General features: G+C 37.2%; 9 protein-coding genes. 3 read left to right on the plus strand and 6 right to left on the minus strand.

What is annotated here, in order from left to right:
• Positions 1-36 precede the first annotated feature (36 nt).
• The 5 genes from QM491_RS12045 to QM491_RS12065 all read right to left on the minus strand — a co-directional run bounded on the left by QM491_RS12045 (position 37) and on the right by QM491_RS12065 (position 8727).
• Positions 37-1092 carry a PQQ-binding-like beta-propeller repeat protein gene (locus QM491_RS12045; protein WP_283327741.1) on the minus strand — a complete coding sequence of 352 codons (1056 nt, stop codon included), beginning with the start codon at positions 1090-1092 and terminating at the stop codon, positions 37-39.
• A 5-nt stretch (positions 1093-1097) separates the two neighbouring features.
• Positions 1098-5540 carry a hypothetical protein gene (locus tag QM491_RS12050; protein WP_283327742.1) on the minus strand — a complete coding sequence of 1481 codons (4443 nt, stop codon included), beginning with the start codon at positions 5538-5540 and terminating at the stop codon, positions 1098-1100.
• Positions 5541-5708: 168 nt separating this feature from the next.
• Entirely contained in the window at positions 5709-5963 is a 255-nt protein-coding gene (locus QM491_RS12055) for a hypothetical protein (RefSeq protein ID WP_283327743.1), read from the minus strand.
• A 212-nt stretch (positions 5964-6175) separates the two neighbouring features.
• Positions 6176-6955: a queuosine precursor transporter gene (locus tag QM491_RS12060; RefSeq protein ID WP_283327744.1), complete on the minus strand. Its 780-nt coding sequence runs from the start codon at positions 6953-6955 to the stop codon at positions 6176-6178.
• A 797-nt stretch (positions 6956-7752) separates the two neighbouring features.
• Positions 7753-8727: a hypothetical protein gene (locus QM491_RS12065; protein ID WP_283327745.1), complete on the minus strand. Its 975-nt coding sequence runs from the start codon at positions 8725-8727 to the stop codon at positions 7753-7755.
• A gap of 570 nt (positions 8728-9297) precedes the next feature.
• Between QM491_RS12065 and QM491_RS25540 the strand changes: the two genes are divergently transcribed.
• Together QM491_RS25540 and QM491_RS12070 are read left to right on the plus strand one after the other, a co-directional pair.
• Positions 9298-9588, plus strand: coding sequence for a LytR/AlgR family response regulator transcription factor (locus QM491_RS25540; protein ID WP_374761255.1), 291 nt, complete (start codon positions 9298-9300; stop codon positions 9586-9588).
• Between the two features lie 114 nt (positions 9589-9702).
• Positions 9703-15156, plus strand: coding sequence for a BACON domain-containing protein (locus QM491_RS12070; protein WP_283327746.1), 5454 nt, complete (start codon positions 9703-9705; stop codon positions 15154-15156).
• Positions 15157-15501: 345 nt separating this feature from the next.
• Here QM491_RS12070 and QM491_RS12075 read toward each other — a convergent pair whose 3' ends face one another.
• A complete protein-coding gene (locus QM491_RS12075) occupies positions 15502-16728 on the minus strand; it encodes a pyridoxal phosphate-dependent aminotransferase (RefSeq protein WP_283327747.1) in 1227 nt (408 codons plus the stop codon).
• 720 nt (positions 16729-17448) lie between these two features.
• Here QM491_RS12075 and QM491_RS12080 point away from each other — a divergent pair.
• The gene (locus QM491_RS12080) at positions 17449-20049 is read left to right on the plus strand and encodes a carbohydrate-binding domain-containing protein (protein WP_283327748.1); all 2601 of its coding nucleotides are present in this window, start codon (positions 17449-17451) and stop codon (positions 20047-20049) included.
• Positions 20050-20092 lie beyond the last annotated feature (43 nt).

Raw genomic sequence — 20092 nt, forward strand, 5'->3', positions numbered from 1 at the left:
ATCCCTCTTCTAACCGTAGTTAAAAGAGGGATTTTGTTAGGCTTGTTCTTTTTCGAAGATGTGGAGTGTACCACCAGTATCTAAAATATATAGCTTATCACCATCTACTTGAGGTTTTTGGGCTAAAAATGCTCCGTTTTCTAACTCCACTTCTTGCCACCAAAGTAGTTCTAAGCTATCATAAGCTAAAACGCCAACAATAGTTGCCTCAGATGTGCCTATTTTGCTAGCAGTGAAGTAAATAAAATTTTCATAAAGAGTATAATTGAAGATACTGAAACCATGTTTTTTTAGGTTGGGTACTTCGCCATAACGAAGTAAACTTACAGTGGCAATATCGGCTTCTAAATAATAGCTATCGCTAAAAGCTCCACCTTTTAGGCTAAATATTTTACCATTTTGCATCGTAGTGTGATGTCCTTGAAGCAAACCCCAATCATCACGATTCCATAAGATTTTACCTGTATTGATATCAAGCCCCATTAAACCATAAGTATTGCCAAATTGCAAACAAACCACTAAGACATCTTCGTGAACACCTAAGAAATTTAATATTTTTCCATTGCGGTTTAGTTGTGTTTGCCATATAATAGCTCCATTAGTATTCAATGCAAGTATTTTAAAGTTATCGTGTTGATGATTACAAAATATCTTATCTATGTATTGGTAATTTAAAAAACCAATACTCTCTTCCAAACTCCATAACAAAGTAAATTTTTCTATGTCAAATAGTCCGACTAAACGAACGTTTAACTCATTTCTCAATAGGATTACTATTTTGGCATTAACAATATTTGAAGATAAGTTAAAACTTAAATTATTTTCACATTTGTAATAATTCAAATTAGAGTCAAACTTGAGAATTTGACTGAACATATTGACAAATATGAGTTCTTCATCAGTTGAATAAATACAATGTCCTAATTCAACTTCTTTAGGACTAATTTTTGAAAGTAAAGGATTTAGTGTAGTCCTATCGTATTTTTTCAAATATAATTGACCTTCTACATTCTGGATTCCAAAAACAAAATTTTTAGCAAAACACATTTGACTGTGTTTAATCATCTTTTTTACTTCAAATAATTTTATCATATATTTTATTTAATTTTTATAAAACTATAAATTGAACTTGATGTATTTGAAACTTTATTTAGGAAATCAGAAATATCTATAATTTGAAAAAGTTGCTGACATTTGGCTAACCCAATCCCTCCATTGATAGGTTCTCTGAATATTTCAATTGCTTTATTCTGAAACAAAGTTTGAAACTTCAATTTTGCCGTTTGTAGTTTGTCTGAACCCGAAAGCTTCTTACCATCTAACCAATACTCCAACTTACTCAAATCTGGTGCTACTTGCAAATAAGCTAAGAATTGTTGGTAAGAGTTGCTTGTGCCTGCTACAAAATCAGCAAAGGTATCGGCATTATCGTCCCAACTTTTACATTCTACATTTGTGCCACTGTGTTTTTGAATATCCATTTTACGTTTGCCTACACCTGTGGATACCTCGAAGCCACTCACTTGGCTTTCAAACTCTACTGGGTTTTCGTGCAAAACTCTCAGCATAAACGCCGTTGCTTCTACTTGGTTTACACCACCATTCTTTATTCCTTGGCTTCCTATTACAGTATTCCAACCACTTATACCTTGGTAGTTTTCGACAAAATACTCAACATCTTTTAAATAAACATCCATCTTGTTTAGATAGGATGCTCCGCCACTTCCACAAGTATTACAAGGGGTACGTTCATTTTTTTGTATAATTTCTACTAATCCCGCTCTATTTCCCAAAGCTGTAAGTACAGCATTATCTTGATACATACTATTTACTTGGAAAAGGACAGCCCAGTCTTTTCTGACATTCTCATTGCAATTGGTAACACCAGCACAACGTCCATCATAAACAATCTTCCACGCATCTATCAAATTTACGGTTAAGTTGCTGACATTATTGGCTAAACAACCACCTGATGAACATACTGAGGTATTGGTAATATCCCCCAAAAACGCTTTAATTTCACTGTCTTGTAACATTAATAATTTAGTAACAACAGACTCTAATTGTTTTGCGTCTGAAATGTTACTACATAATTTGTCTTCAACAGCACTTCGGTTTGCTCCGCGAGTTGCCAACTGCTCCAGCTTTCTACATAAACTTATACTTGGTTTTCGAGCCAAGCAAATAGTACACTCAGGTTCGTCGATGCCATCGTCGGTAATTTTTACAATTTCGTCTACCAACTTGCCCGTCATGCCTACCAATGCTATGGGTTTAAAGATAGTACCATCGCCTGTGGGTTTGGGTAGCATCTTGCCGAAAAGACGTTTGGTTTTACCTGCATCCTCTATTTCTTTAACAACCATTGCACCGTCTTCTAATAGGTCATCACCTACTTTTATGCCTATTTCGCCTAGTTCTTCGAGTTTGGGAGCAGCTTTAAATAGCAATCGTTCTGTTTCAAGCAATGCTCTAGACCCTGATACCCTAAAACCTAGGTGTATCGATTGATTTAAGCCTTGATAAATTACTGCTCCTGCTATTTCGACTCCGTCTAATAGTAGTGGAAGCCTTCTAGTGGCTACATTATTGGCAACAGTTTGGGCAACTTTACCCAATCCTACTGCGATTTGTTTGGTCTTGTCAAATAGCCTCGATAGCTTCTTAACCGACCCCATGGATTGGATTACCTTGTCCATCAAACTTGTTGCCCTTACGCCTGCGTTGATTTCGCCTGCGCCTATAAATAAAGAGCCTACATTAAAAATGAGTTTGCCCATCTGATAAGACCTACAGTTTACATTTAGGTTGGGCTCTAATGCGACTATTTGGGTAAGCCAATCATTAAATTCGGTACCTAAGGTGCTACCCAATTGGCTTCCTAGGCCTGTCCAGCCTACTTTGTTTTTCAAGTCACCTATTTGCTTCATTGCGCTGATAGTCTGACTTCGAGTAGCTGAACAATCATCGGTAATTAAAAGTGGGTTTGCCCAACAAGTAGAAAATTCAATTACATCATACAGCCCTTTGACCATTTCGGCTGCACCATCGATAGCACCTGCTACTAGACCTGCTTCATTTAAGACAATATTGGTTGCGTCGCTGTTATCCCAAAGGCATCTTGGTAAAATCCCTGGCGAGACATTACAAGCGCTATTGTCATTTGGGGCTGAATTCCAACAGCTTTTGATGATATCCCACAACTGGCTGATGTGGCTCAAGCGCAAATCGGTAGAAGTTTCAATTCCTGAAGGCATGGTTGCCTTATAATCCTCGAGTAATTTCTTTATTCTTTGGAGGTCTGCTACGGTGAGTTTGTTGACACCTTTTTGTTTGATAGGTGTTTGGAGTAGTTCTCTGTAGACGCTGAATGACAGCAACTCTTCAACCAAATCATCGATTTGATTGACTAAATCCTTGTTGGCATCTGCCAGACTAGCATTCAAACGAATGTCTTCATAAAACTTATTGCCTGTATGCGATTGAGTATAGTATTTGGGGTCTAAGATACCATCATTACAAGCGGGGGTACTCTTCAATGATTTGATGTTGTAGCCGATAGTGTTTGTACAACTAGGAGGATTATCTAAATACGCCTTCTTATAAAAAATGGCAAAACCTTTCTGCACATATTTGTCGCCTTCTTTTTCAACATGATACATGGGTACATATTCCTCAACTACGCCATTTATCTCAACTCTAATGACATTTTGTGTGGATTTTTCAACCAATTTAGCCCCATTGGTAAAGTAAAATTTCTTTGCATCGTTGGTTATATAGACATTCTTTTCTGGGTCATCATAGATGGTCATGACGTAATATCCTGTATTATCACCCAAGTCTAGCTTATTATTTTTGATTTTCTCAATTTCATTGAATCCATTAGTCATAAGCTCAGCCATTGGCGCAGCATCCTCTATATGACAAGGTGCTAATAAACTTACTAACGAAATACTCGTGCCTAACAAACCCTTTTGAGCAGATGCATATAAGGCAGGTAACTCATTGGACTTTCGCTTGATTGGCGAATAGCCAACTTTATCACAATCCAACAAGTCTTGGAGTTTTTTGCTGTTGGCTAATAAGTCTTTTTTTAACTGGAGGATATAGGTGTTTTTGGTATCCTTACCAAACTCCTTGTTGAGGTCGTCCTCCCAAGCAGCTATGCCTTTTTTTACAGCCTTACAGATACTCTTAAAGTTTTTAAGTTCCTCTTCTGTTGGTGTTTGCTTCTGACTTATTTTATCAATCAACTCTTGGGCCTTCGCCTTCATGGCTTCAATTGCCTGTCCAAAAGTACCTGAATAACTCCCGGGGCTGTTGAGCGAGTTGTAAAGTGCTTGGTATTGTGTATTAAGGTCACCGACTATGAGGTTGGGATTGGAACCTGCAACTATTACCTCGCCAGAGGTCAGACAGCCATAAGCATTTCCCATATAGTCTTTTCCTTCTCCTTCTTTGAGGGTAATGCCACTCCAAACTACAGGGATACGTTGCCCAAAAAGAGGCATATACAACAAGCCTTCCCCAGAGGTTTGGTTGACTACTTTGGTTATACGAACATCATAACCATTGACATAAAATGTACCATTAGGCTTACTGGTAAAATCTTTTGTTCCCTGATAATCAGAAACATCGTCTGGTTGGCAAGCGAATACGGCAGTTTGATTTACTTTCCCACATCGAATTTCGGATTTTGGTTCAGCGTTCAAGGTATTGACCAAATTATCGTAGACAGTAGGGTCAACATCAGCGCCATTCACGGGAATATCCGCAGGGTTGATGGCTTCTTCCCGTGTATAAACAACAACAGGAGCTGCAGGAGTGAGCATTGGGGTAGTATTTTCAGGATATTTGCTTGACTTCCAATCGCTATATTCGCCTCCATAGCACTGGCTTTGAATTTCTACGTCATATACCTGATTCTTTTGAAAGGCTAATCGATGATAATTCCCTAAAGTAATATAGTGACTATACTCATTGGTGCCTTGTATGCGCCACCGTAGGTCGTAGTTTTGAGCTTGATTGATTTTGTCCCAATAGATTTCGGTGTAGCCAGAACCTATACTTTTGAAGTTGAGTGCGGGTGCTTGACATTTGAGTCCGTATCTAAACTCCCATACTTCACTTTTTCCATTGTTTTCGTAGACATTGTTACCAAAAGGGTCTACTACCTGCACCTGCCAAGCATAGTGTTTACCTACTTGCAAAAGAGGTTTGGTGGGATCATACGCTAACATTGGTACCGATACACTACTGGTGTAAATAGGTGTTTTACCTTCGGCTACATCGTAAGGGTTTTCGTCTTCGCCCAATTCCCAGAGGCTAAAATTATAGGTCAAACCTCCAGCACCCGACAAGGATGTTCCTCGGGGAGTCCATGCAAAACTAAAATTCTGTCCATAACGAGCATCTATTTCCGATTCGTTACTAGGAAGGTTTAGCAAAGGAGCTTGCCCATTATTGACAGTAAAGGCTATTGAAATCTTGTCAGATACCTGTCGGTGATTTCTAGAAGCATCTAACTCAAAGAAAGTCAACTCAATCGTCCAAAAGCCATTGGGTAATACTCCTCCTTGGGTAAAGAGACTTTCGGAAACTCCAGAGGCGTCTAAATTCTGATAGTTGAAGTTCTCAGCGAAATCTATTCCTGAGAGTTGCAGAGGAGATCCAAAGTTGACTTTTATGCCTTTAGTGGCTACAAAACTTTAGGGGTTAACTATTTCAATACCCACACGGGACAAACGTATCCGAGCAAATATTTCACCGGGTGTACTACCCATATCCTTGGCTACTAGAGTAAGATTGAGTGCTTGGGTATTGTAAAGACTCGACCAAGTGAGAGACGAGGGTGTCATAAAAGCACCATAGCCTGAAATAGAGTAATTCTGTGCGTAGGCGTTAGGTAATGAGAGATTGAGGTATAAAACCAGAAATAAGAATAAGTGGTAGATTTTCTTCATGGAGAACTGTTAGATTAGTTTTTTGTTGAGACTAACTTAGCTCCATAAAGTATCAGGGTTTTTATTTGTTTAGTTTGACTTAAACTTGATTATCTTATTGGTTTTAGAGTTGCAGAAATATTTCCGAAAAATTTCTAATAGAAATGAGCCTCAAACAAAACCATTAAAGTTCTATTTGAAGCTCATTTTTGTATCATTCAAAAAATCTTTATCTACTCCTGCTGACCAGCCTCCGAAATGAGTTGATCAGATAGTTCTTTTCCTAAATATCCATCAATCAAATTATGGGCTAGGTAAATTAATGGGGTCATGACAATGGCCGAGAAGAATTTGTATAGATAATTGTTCAGGGAAGTAGAAATCCATTGGTCTATTGTCCAGTTACCGAATACGACGAATGCAATACCAATTACAACAAAGCTATCGATTAGTTGCGATACCAAGGTAGAACCCGTAGCTCGAAGCCAAATCTTCTCCCCCTTCGTTACTTTTCTAATTGAATGGAACACATACGCATCGAGAATTTGGCTAATCAAAAATGCACTTAATGAACCTGTGATAATACCCAATCCCTGACGGAAGATTTTGGCGAAAGCTTCATTAATATTGAAATTATGGTCGCCTTTGTTTACATCTAACCAAAAGTCTGCTGGTACTAGTAGGGTTGCACCGTAAATAATCAAGAAACTATAAGCGATAAAACCAGCCGTCAAATAAGAAATACGTTTTACGCCTTTTTTACCAAAATATTCATTGATAATATCGGAAGTAATAAAAACAAATGGCCAGTTGAGCGCTCCAGCGGTTTGATTTAAGTCCCAAATACCAAAAAAGGTATTGAGGTGAAGTGGTTCAAAACCCAAAGTTTTTTCTACTGAAAAAATCTTGGCACCAACAATTTCGGCTACAATGGCATTGGTAAGGAATATTCCAAAAAGAAAGATATACAGTTTAGTACGTTTCGAGTCCAAGGTCGAAGTTTCGATGTGCATAAGTAAGTGCGCTTAATGATAAAGCTATTTATTAGTTGAATTGTTGGTTTTAGGGTAAAATCACCACTATTGAGATAGATTTTAATTCTAAAATACGAACAAAGCCGTAAAAGTTCAAACAGAATGGTTCGAAAGCTAATGGTTTAACTCAAAAATAGATAGAAGTGTTTGTTTGAACGTTTTGATTAGTAGGATAGATATAAAAAAAGTTTTTAAACTTTTGAAAGAGCGAGTTCAAGACAACGACTTGAACTATTTATTTTAGAGTCCTTTTTAGGGCGTATTAGTTTTTAAAGCTTATTTTGAGTGCAATTATTATACTTCCTGTTACGGCAAATCTGTGGAGTAAATTAGTCTACAATGTCTATTAAGAAAATCCTGATTGTTTTAAACAGCTATTATTTAAAATAAAAAAGGTAAGTTAGTAGGCAAAATTAAAATAAATTTTACCCGCTTTAAGCTCTAGGCTTTATGCTATAGGCTATAAGTTGAAAAGTATTTCTCATGTAGTAATAGAAACTTTTTTGCCTAATGCCTAAGACTTACAGCCTAAAGCGTATTAATGCAATTTTATTTTGCATTAATACTTAAGTAATCGTGCAGAATAAGATTTAGGTTATGTGTTTAGGCACTAGGCAACAGGCACAAGGCAAAGAGTGTTAAAATGTTTTTTAATAACCACAGCCATGCTTTTTTCCAAAGCCTACCGCCGAAAGCCGTCACCTGAAAGCACAAAGCCCAATCTTAAATTTTATTTTGCCTACTAACTTAAGATGAAAAAATACATAGTAGTTTGTTTAGTTACTAACTTTTATGTCTAAAGGCTTCTTAATGTGCCAGTTATCGAATATTTTCAATTTTCCATCCACTATTACTAACTCATAAACTTGATTGTCAATTCTATCATAAGAAACATCAACTATTTTTAGTTTTGTGTTGAACCAAATAAGTTTCCAACTTTCTTCGGTTTCAACTCTTATATAGTATCGAGATTTAAAAACCACATCTATATTGAGGATTTTTGCTTGCGAGGAATTTAATGTATCTATTAAAATTCGACCTCTTATTGGGTGCTTTTTGATGATATTCAAAATCCGTTCTCTTGCAATATGCTTAGCCCAGTATCTATCAATAAGGGTAGTTAATGAATCCGTTAGCTTTAGTTTTTTGTAGGAGTCGAACTCGATTTTATTTGCAGTAATGATGGTACTTTTAATCTGTTGGTCAGATGGGGCTCCAGTTTTTAGATAGCATAATCCCATACAGAAGAGTAAAAAGAATACTATTCGGTATGGATAAAAAATACATTGCTTTATTAAAAAAGGTTGAAGTGCTAAAGTATTTTTATTCTGAAAATCATTAAAATCATTGTATCCTAAAAAAAGACAAATACGTAAAAGTGTAGCGTCTTTGACAGCATTACTCAATTTATTCGGTTTCAGGTAATTGTTAAGAAGTGATGTCCCCGATATTCCATATTGTGTATTTTTGATTCCAATTTGAGGAATCTCTAGATTTAAAAACTTAAGTTTTTCGATTTTTTCCTCTACTTTTTCTTCGAAATATTCTGCTAATTTATTGGCAAATCGTAGCTTCACCATGTCATCTTCAAAATTAGAAACATATTCAGCTTCGTCTGTAATCTTTACGTATGTGTTATAATAAAATTCTTTTATTTCAAGAACAAACTGCTTTCTTAGCTCGTCCAAAAACTTTCTTTTACTGACTTTAATCGTGAAATTATTTAATGATTTTAACGTTAGTATTTTCATTTTTTGTTGTAGGTTTTGAACTTTTCTAAGTTTATATATAATATATTGAATAATATAGATTTATAAATCTATATTATTCATGCAATTAATATATTTTTTTGTTCTTCGCAAAGTAAATATTCTAAGCCTTCATGTTCTTGTGTACCTAAAAAACTCTTCTCAAAGATATTACACAAAATTTTTATTTAGCTCACAATTTTCAACAGATGTAATTTCAGAAAATAACAACATAAGTTTCTTTTAATAACATATACCAAGTATCAATTGACTCTTAATTTATTCGATTTTGCACACTAAAATATTGACTAGTTTTCATGCTACTATTATTAGTACAATTAAATAGCTATGATTTCATGGTAGCTAGTTTTAGCGAATAGATAGAACTCATTTGTTTAAGAAAAGGAGTTGTTTAATCGAGATATGGTTTAGTTCTTTTTATATACCAAATTATTTTGGCCTTTACAATTCTTATGGTCTAAGCTCAAACTATCAAAACTAACTATGACTTTCCAGACTACTACTAAAAATTCATTGTATATCCGTAATAAAAATAAAGAATCTATTGAGTATATGGATATTATATACATAGAGGGGGCAACTAACTATTCAATCATTCATCTTTTGAATGGACAAAAGGTTCTCTACGCAAGGACATTAAAATACCTTAGTAATAAAATAGCTCAGGGATGTTCTAAAAACCGATTTTTTCGAATACATCGCTCCTTTTATGTTAATCTTGAGCATCTCCATAAATATGCTCCTTGGACTCGTACAGTAGAGTTGTCAAATGGGCATAATCTTCAAGTAGCAAGGCGAAAAAAATCACTATTTGAGCAAAGAGTAGTTCTAGAAAATTGCTGATATAAAGCCTAATAATTAGAAAAAGTATGTCTATCAAGAGCTCAACTTGAGTTTATTGGTATTGCCAAATAATTAGAATTCAAAATATTTATTTTATACAAAAAGCAATTATTTATGAAAAAAATATACCTATTATACTGGTTTGTGAGCTTAATGATCTCTTCATCATTAGTAGCTCAAAACATCCCTACACAGGGACAGGTTGCTTATTACTCGTTTAATAATAATGCTAATGATGGAAGTGGTAATAATAATCATGGTATTATTAGTGGAGGAACATTTACTACTGATAAAAATAATACTAGCAATACCGCTTATCAGGTTGCTGTGCAAGGAGGTATTAGAGTTGCTAATAGTAATTCTTTGAAATTCACCACAGGTTTTTCATTTAGCGTTTGGGTAATGCCATTATCTACAGCAGGTATTGATGGTTATGGGCGAAATAATAATTATGGCTATCATCCAATCTTTTCAAAAAATTGCGATAGATTAAATTTTTATGCAGGGCTCGGATACTCCTCTCAGCAAGAGTGCTCTTTTAATGCGGGAACTTGGTATGGAGGGAACTCTGTGGATAAAATACCTTTTTCCGTTGGTTCATGGATGCACTTGGCTGCTAGTTATGACGGAGCACAAATGAAACTTTATAAGAATGGTAAGTTACTCTCTACTAAGGTAACTAAAATAGATTTTACGGATTCTAATAATGCCAACTTGGTAATTGGCGGAATGAATTGTTGGGGATACTATTTTAATGGTAAAATTGATGAATTACGTCTATATAATCGTTCATTGACTGATGCTGAAGTATTAGCTCTATTTCAAGACACTGCTACAATCCCAACTCTTAGTATTGGCACGAGTACATTTTCAGCTCCTTTGACAAGTGGCTCAGGGACGTTGTCTGTAAGTTCTAATACTAATTGGACGGTGAGTAGCGATGGTTCTTGGCTAGTACCTAAGGTTACGACTGGAACGGGCAATCAAGTAGTAGGGTTTGATTATCAATCTAATTCAGGGACGACAAGTCGTATAGCTAAGTTAACCTTTAAGTCTGGGAGTCTCTCACAGGTATTTACAGTTACACAGGCAGGTATTGCACCAACTCTTAGTATTGGCACGAGTACATTTTCAGCTCCTTTGACGAGTGGCTCAGGGACGTTGTCTGTAAGTTCTAATACTAATTGGACAGTGAGTAGCGATGGTTCTTGGCTAGTACCTAAGGTTACGACAGGAACGGGCAATCAAGTAGTAGGATTTGATTATCAATCTAATTCAGGGACGACAAGTCGTATAGCTAAGTTAACTTTTAAGTCTGGGAGTCTCTCACAGGTATTTACAGTTACACAGGCTGGTATTGCACCAACTCTTAGTATTGGCACGAGTACATTTTCAGCTCCTTTGACGAGTGGCTCAGGGACGTTGTCTGTAAGTTCTAATACTAATTGGACTGTGAGTAGCGATGGTTCTTGGCTAGTACCTAAGATTACGACAGGAACGGGCAATCAAGTAGTAGGGTTTGATTATCAATCTAATTCAGGGACGACAAGTCGTATTGCCAAGTTAACCTTTAAGTCTGGGAGTCTCTCACAGGTGTTTACAGTTACACAGGCAGGTATTGCACCAACTCTTAGTATTGGCACGAGTACATTTTCAGCTCCTTTGACAAGTGGCTCAGGGACGTTGTCTGTAAGTTCTAATACTAATTGGACAGTGAGTAGCGATGGTTCTTGGCTAGTACCTAAGGTTACGACTGGAACGGGCAATCAAGTAGTAGGGTTTGATTATCAATCTAATTCAGGGACGACAAGTCGTATAGCTAAGTTAACTTTTAAGTCTGGGAGTCTCTCACAGGTATTTACAGTTACACAGGCAGGTATTGCACCAACTCTTAGTATTGGCACGAGTACATTTTCAGCTCCTTTGACGAGTGGCTCAGGGACGTTGTCTGTAAGTTCTAATACTAATTGGACAGTGAGTAGCGATGGTTCTTGGCTAGTACCTAAGGTTACGACAGGAACGGGCAATCAAGTAGTAGGGTTTGATTATCAATCTAATTCAGGAACGACAAGTCGTATAGCTAAGTTAACCTTTAAGTCTGGGAGTCTCTCACAGGTATTTACAGTTACACAGGCTGGTATTGCACCAACTCTTAGTATTGGCACGAGTACATTTTCAGCTCCTTTGACGAGTGGCTCAGGGACGTTGTCTGTAAGTTCTAATACTAATTGGACAGTGAGTAGCGATGGTTCTTGGCTAGTACCTAAGGTTACGACAGGAACGGGCAATCAAGTAGTAGGATTTGATTATCAATCTAATTCAGGAACGACAAGTCGTATAGCTAAGTTAACCTTTAAGTCTGGGAGTCTCTCACAGGTGTTTACAGTTACACAGGCAGGGGCTCAATATATTTTGACTGCAAGCCCTCAACTATTATCTTTTCCTTCAACCCCAATTACGTCTGATAATCAAATTATTACTATTAACAGTAATACAAAATGGCAAGTGAGTGAAAAACCAAATTGGGTAATGGTTTCACCTGAAACGGGATTAAGTAGCGGTACACTTACTGTTTCGGTTTCAAATAATAAAGGGTATGATATTCGACAAGGAGAGCTAGTTATTACGAATGGCGTTTTATCACAAAATATTCGTTTAGAACAGGCAGGATATAAAGCAGTGCTCTCTGTACTACCTACTGCTGTAGAAGCTGAGAGCGTAGATGGATTAAACCGTTTTATAGACTTATTTGCAACCTCCGACTGGTCAATAACCTCAAATGTAACTTGGTTAAAAGTAAGTACAACAACAGGACAGGCTGGAAATGCTCATATTGCCTTCACAATAGATGTTAATACAACATTGGCAAGTCGAACGGGCACGATTTATATTACAGGAGAAAATGTACAGCGTACTATTGTAGTTATGCAAAAAGCTGGAGCACCTCCAGTGCCTGCGACTTGTGGGAAACCTCAAAATCTAAAAGTAAGCATTGTCAGTGATTTAATAAAAGCTACTTGGGTGCCTGTGAGTGGTGCAACTCGCTATAAAGTTTGGTATAGCGAAAACTCGGATCCTTATGTTCAGCGGAGTTCTCCCACTATTGCCGAATACAGTGGTTTTTATGCTAAGCCTTCTGCCAATGCTTGTATCAGGATTGAGGCAACGTGTGCCAACGGACTAACGAGTGAATCGAGTGCAGAGGTCTGTGTGAAAACCCCTCCTCCTAGTAAATGTATGATGCCTCCCAATTTTCGTTATACTATTTTGAATAGCAATACTGCTCGTTTTGAATGGGATGCTGTACCCGATATTATGGATTATAGTTTGAGTATTAATGGTGGCACCCAAATGGTCTCTACTACAGCTACATACAAAGATTTTGCTTATCAGGCAGGCCAAACACTTTGTGTACAACTTAGTCCTAATTGTCCCGCTGGTTGGATTGGTTGGTCTAAAGAATTATGTGTTGGAAGCATTAGTGCAAAATTTGCCACAAGTACAACACAGATAAATGCTTTGGCAAAAGGTGGTAGTCCAAATGTTTTTGTATTTTCTACTGCCGAGTGGGAGGTTGTGAATGTTACGGGTGGTTTTTTTACACACCAAATAACTATGACACCTCAGAATAACCTTCAAGATGGTAAAATTACGATAAATATAAACGAAAACTTTAGCACAGAAACCCGTACTGGTAGTTTTGTAGTACGTCAAAAAGGGGGAGCTACGTCACAAACCATAACGGTAAGCATTACTCAAGCAGGACAATATGTAGTACCGCCGCCACCTGTTTGTGATGTTCCTGTAAGCCTAGGACATACGTTGAATTCTAATGACTGGGCAACGGTATCGTGGTTGCCTGTTGATGGCGCTTCGAGCTATCAGGTATATGCTAAATTTGAAAAAAATGACTGGTCTTTTTTAGAAAACTCGTACAACACCTACATTACTAAAGCTGTTAGCCCCAATACCAATTTTTGTTTCAAGGTAATAGCAATATGTGCTAACGGTGGAAGAAGTGCCGAATCTGCTGAGTATTGCTTTGACTCTCGCTTGATTGTATATCCAAACACCCAAAATGTAGCTAATAATGCAGGCAGTTTTGAAGTAACTTTAGATGCATCTGAGTCATGGACAGCTAGTACTGATGCTTCTTGGCTAAGCGTTAGCCCCAAAAGCGGTAATGCAGGAAAGGGACAGAAACTAACACTTAGCTATTTGGATTACGCTTTGGCAGGAGGGAGGTTAGCTGTAGACGGTACTAGAGTATCTACATTAAACATTAAAACGATAAAAGCTGCTCTGGCTTCTGCTAAAATTACACAAACAGGAGGAATCCTTTCTGATGAAGAAAGAAATAGACAAGCAATAAAGTTTGATGTTGTTGACATTTCTCATAAAAACAACGGTGTTGTGATTTATACTAAGAATAGAGGCTCAAGTGATGCTGAAGTAATTTTTGTAGTAGATATGAGTAAAGCACAGATTATTCCTAAATATCAATCTTCATCTTCTGCGAAACAAGTGTTTGAGAAACTTATTAAAGACAGAGGGACTTATTTTGGAGAAAATAATATTATTACAACAATAAATGGGGAAATGTTTGATAAGTCATCTAATGCTAAATACTCTCTTCAGATTGAAAATTCCCCACTCGTAATAGGTGGTATGCTAACAGGCAAGAGTTCAAGATTTTACCAGGCTCTAAAAATGACAGGTTACAGTGGAAATTTTGAAATCGAAAGTATTGATAATAATACAAAACTACCAATACCAGGGTTTGCTCATGTGATAACAGGAAATTTTATGAATGTAACGTGTCAGGAAAGCGATTGGTATAGTTTTACTGGTTGTGGCAGTGCTTGTGATAATTCAGACTTCTATAAGAAAAAGGAAAACACAACTATAATAAGTGGGATTGATACAGATGTAAAAAAAGCTGGGTTTGAAAAAATGGTTATTTATATTGGTAAGAGTACAAACCATAATGCGTGTAAGCTAATGAAGATACTAGGAGTTCCCTATTTCTTTACAGAAAATCAGGATGGTAGTATCTTTTTAACAGAAATACAAAAAAACGCAACTAAAATAGTATTATTTGATGGAGGAGGTTCTTCTCAAGCATACGGTATAGGCGGCTACTTCAAAGAAAGTGAAACATGTATTGCTGAATCATCACCTCGTAAAATTCCGCAGACTTTTACAATCTTGGCAACAACAAAAGATATTTATGGAAGCAGCAGTCTCTCTATTCCAGCTGACACCCTAAAATCAACAGCATTGTCTGTAGCGATGGAGGAGCAAGATAATAGCTTATTGAATATTTACCCTAATCCTAATGAAGGTAAACCAACACTAACATATAACTTAAAAGAGGAAGTAGTACAAAATGGCATAATATTATCTGTAACCAATATGCTTGGACAAGTGGTACTTCAACAAGAAATGGGAACTCATGCTTCAGGTCAATTACAGCTAAATTTGAGTAATCAACCAGTAGGTATATATATTGTCAGGTTGCAATCTGGTAACTATCAAGTAAGTAAAAAAATTGAAATACAACGCTAAAAACTTGTATGATGAAAACCTAAGTCATCCCTAATTTTGGAATAATTTAAAATAGAGACTTCTTGTTTGTACTTATTGGGATTCACAAGGTGAACCATTGTATTGTTTATGCAAAAAGGCGATCGAAAAACTCATTTCGACCGCCTTTTTGCATACTATATTTCAACATGAGATCTCTTTAGACGCAAAGCTTTACGTTTCTACTAGTAAAATGCAGATTAAAAATAATCACTCATGCACTCAATTACTAAATTTGGGATGATTCATGTGTTATTAACTTCAGAACTAAGTCTTGGACTAGTAATTACAAAGAAGTTTCATTTTCAAATCCTCAAATTAGAACCACTAGCTTTTGGGCTTACCTTTTCTATGGTTTTCGAAATGCGTTCCGATTTTGCCGAGGGCTAATTCTAGTTGTTCCAAATGCGGTAAAAATACAATTCGGAAATGGTCTGGTTCTTTGAAGTTAAAGCCTGTTCCAGCCACAACCAAAATACGCTGTTCTTCCAAAAGACTTAATACAAAATCACCATCATTTTTGAAGTCAAATTGTTTTAAATCAAATTTTGGGAAAAGGTACATCGCACCTTTAGGCTTTACACAAGACACTCCTGGAATAGCCACAAGCTTTTCGTGTGTCAAATTCATTTGTTTGTACAAACGACCCGTCGGAATCACCAAATCATTGATTGACTGATAGCCTCCCAGCGCCGTTTGGATACCGTATTGGGTAATTACATTGGCGCACAAACGCATACTAGCCATAAAAGTCAAACCTTCGATATAGGATTTTGCTTTATGTTTTGCCCCTGTCAACACCATCCATCCTCCACGGAAACCTGCAGCACGGTAGTTTTTAGACATACCACCCATGGTAATAATGAGGGTTTCTTCAGACATCCCTGCCGTGGTGTGATGCACCGCTCCGTCGTATAAAATTTTATCATAAATTTCGTCTGCAAAAACAATCAACTTATGTTTTTCTGCAATACGAACAATTCCTTCTACAATTTCTTTTTCGTAAACTGCTCCGGTTGGATTATTAGGGTTGATTAAAACGATACCTCTGGTTTTCTTGGTAATTTTAGATTCGATGTCTTTCAAATCTGGATTCCAGTCCGAAGCTTCATCACATACATAATGTACTGGAGTACCACCCGCTAATCCTACCGAAGTTGTCCAAAGAGGATAATCTGGTGAAGGTATCAAAATTTCATCTCCATTATTCAACAAAGCAGTCATTACCATTGTGATCAACTCACTCACCCCATTTCCGATGAAAACATCTTCGATTTCGACTTTTCTTACACCGCGACTTTGGTAATACTGCATAACGGCCTTGCGGGCGGCAAACAACCCTCTAGAATCGGCATAACCTTGAGCATTGCGAATATTCATGATAATGTCATGAATGATTTCGTCTGGTGTCTCAAAGCCAAATGCCGCTGGGTTGCCGATGTTTAGAGAAGTGATTTTGTAGCCCTCACGTTGTAATTGGAGAGCCTTCTCGTAAACGGGACCACGAATGTCGTAGCGGAGCGCGTCAAGGCGACTACTTTTTAGGATTTCCATAATTGCTTTTGTAAGAAATATTTAGTCGTTCGGCAGGAAGTTAGACGAGAATAGGACCTAAGTTGGGGAAAGAGAATCTGCTAATTGATTTATTTGGGCTGGTTAACACTACATCTTTTGTACTAGACTTGGTTGTACTCAAACTCCTCTTGCGACACTACAATACCGTAAACTAGATGGCTGTTCTTGACTAAATCCAAGCTTGGGGCTAAATAGTTTTGTTTCAAATAAGTAATAGCGGTAAAGTTCCGAAAAAAATATGAATCCTACTTAAGCACTAGAGATATTTTTTGTAAAGAAACTAGGTGTTTCGACTTGACTATCTGGTCTCGGACTCAGCACAATTACTCAAAACTTAAGATTTTGTGTAGATAAAAGAGTATACGTTTTGTACGTATTTGTCTACAATTGAAAGAAAGTTTACTCCTATTAATTAACTATACTTTTTAAGTAATGCGAATAATTAAAGTTTAGTGCTTTTTGTGGTTAATTAATATAATGTGTTTTTAATCAGTATTTTATAGATATTTATTTGGAGTGTTAAATGCTATTTTATTTTGATTGAAATTAATTTTTTATTTTATAATCTTTCTAAATAGTGTTTTGATAAAGTATGCTGTTTTTTAAAAATCTGTAACGTTTTTACTCCTTTTCTGGTCATTTATTGCAGCAGGATAAAATAAAATTTTGCACCAATATATTTCCTAAAAACACATACTTATGACTAAAAGATTTTTTATTGCGTTTAGCCTTTTGCTAACATTTATCTTAAGTATCCAGTCGTGTAAGACTGACGATATTACAGCTTCTGCCAGTATTACAGGATTAAATTGTAGCGATGCTACCTTTTCAGCTACAGCAACAAGTGGAACATCTTACACTGCTACGGCAACAGTTCCTTACACAGGCGGAAATGGCGCGGCCTATCAAGCTGGAACTCCAGTGGCGTCTACAGGGGTAACAGGTCTAACAGCAACTTTATCGGCGGGGCAACTGACTAGTGGAAGTGGTACAGCTTCCTTTGTAATTACAGGAACGCCTGCATCGGCTGGTACTGCTACTTTTGCGATTGATTTGGGTGGACAATCTTGTACATTGTCTTTGCCCGTTGTAGCTTCAAAAGCAAGTATTGCTAGCTTGGTATTGAGTAGTGTTGTGCCTGCGGCAGGTGTGAGTGGCACGGCATATACAGGTATTGCCACATTGGCTTATACAGGAAGTAATAGTGGAACTTATGATGTGTCAACGGCTTCTTCGACAGGTGTAGAGGGTTTGACAGCAACATTAGATGCTGGAACGCTTGTTTCAGGTTCGGGTACATTGACTTACAAAATATCAGGTACACCAACCTCCGCTGGAACCGCGACCTTTAATTTAAGTTTTGGCGGACAGACCTGTACTATCACAATTACCGTTACCGCTGGTAGCTCAGGAACTGCCACTCCAGCTGTTGATACCGTAGTAATTGTGTATTCAGGAACAACCGCTTCGGTAAGTAATCCATATCAAAGTGCTGGCGTAACTGTTACTACAAGTGGAGCAGATGTAACGGTAAAATCGACAAATACTACCAAAGAAATCGTGTATTTATTGTCAGGAACTGCTAGTAAGGGAAGTTTCAAGTTGTACAGTGATTACAAATACAATATTGCTATGAAAGGGCTAAGTGTAACCAATAGTGTAGGGCCTGCAATTAATGTTCAATCTAGTAAAAAAGGTACGATTAATATTGTAGCTGGAACTACCAATACGCTTGTAGACGGCGCTACCTATACCACCAGTACCGAAGATCAAAAAGGAACATTCTTTAGTGAAGGACAATTACTCTTTAAGGGCACAGGTACTTTGAATGTTACTGGAAATAACAAACATGGCATCGCAGCTGACGATTATATCTCCATAAGTGAAGCAACTATCATCGTTAAATCTGCGGCTAGTGATGGTGTTCATGCCAAAGATTATTTCCAGATGGATAATGGAACATTATCGGTCACATCTTCTGGCGATGGAGTAGAAGCCGATGAAGGTTATATTGTGGTAAATGGTGGTACGATCAATGTTTCAAGTGTAGATGATGGAATTACAGCTTCTTATGATGGTTCGGATGCTTCGATTACGCCTTATGTTTTGGTCAAAGGAGGAAAGATTACTGTCAATACTTCAGGCGAAAAAGGCAATGCCATCAAAAGTGAAAGTTATACCACTATTGGTACTTCAGACGCTGTGACTTTGACTGTATCTGGCAAGGGCTCGAAAGGTATTAAAACGGGGGGAGACTTTACGCTGACTTCTGGAACTATTAAAATTACGACTACTGGCGTAGCATATTACAATACCACAGACCTTGACATTGTTGCGCCTGCAGGTATCAATTGTGATAAAAATCTTTCTATCAAGGGAGGGGATTTGACTATTACAAGTACTGGACAAGGAGGAAAAGGCATAACTGTAGATGGAACTGCTACTGTTAATGGAGGTACGACTACAATTACAGCATCTGGCGCTACTTATACCTATACTTCTGCTAATACGAGTGAAGCAAAAGGTTTTAAGAGTGATGGTACTTTTGTTATGAATGGAGGCACACTTAATATTTCAGCTTCTGACGATGGTTTAAAATCAAATACTTCCATTACGATTAATGATGGAAATGTCAATGTTACCAAGTCGTATGAGGGTATGGAATCAATCTTCATTACCATTGCTGGTGGAGTATGTAACTTGACCGCCAGCAATGACGGTATTAATACTTCTTACGGAACTGTTTCGGGAGGTACAGAATCAAACGATAATAGTCATTTGAAAGTTACAGGTGGCGTATTAATCGTAACAGGTTCTGATGCAATAGATAGCAATGGTAATTTTACGATTAGTGGAGGATATGTGATTACCAACGGAAATGAAGATATTGACGTGAATGGAAATTTCTTGGTTAATGGAGGAACGTTAATGGGAGCAGAACCCGCCAGTAATATGACAAAAGCAATGGGGACGGCTTCTACACAAGTGGGTATGTTTATAAAATCCAGTGCATCCGTGGCAACTTCTTCGTTATTTCATATTGAAGACGCAAATGGAAAAGACATCGTAACATTCAAGCCTAAAAGTGCTTCAGGATATCTCCATGTTTCTACTCCGAGTATGGCTAAAGGAGCTCAGTACAAAATCTATTTTGGAGGAGCATATACAGGAGGTAGTTATATTGGAGGTTCATCGGGTTGGGGTTTATATACAGGAGGAACGTATTCCACTTCTGGTGCGACATTGAAATCAACCACCACGACTTCAACCTCTAGCACTGTGAATACCATAACATTCTAAGGGACTTTTCTTAGTTGTTAATTAATCATAAGTAGAAAATTTA

Source organism: Flectobacillus longus (genome assembly GCF_030056705.1).
GTDB lineage: Bacteria > Bacteroidota > Bacteroidia > Cytophagales > Spirosomataceae > Flectobacillus > Flectobacillus longus.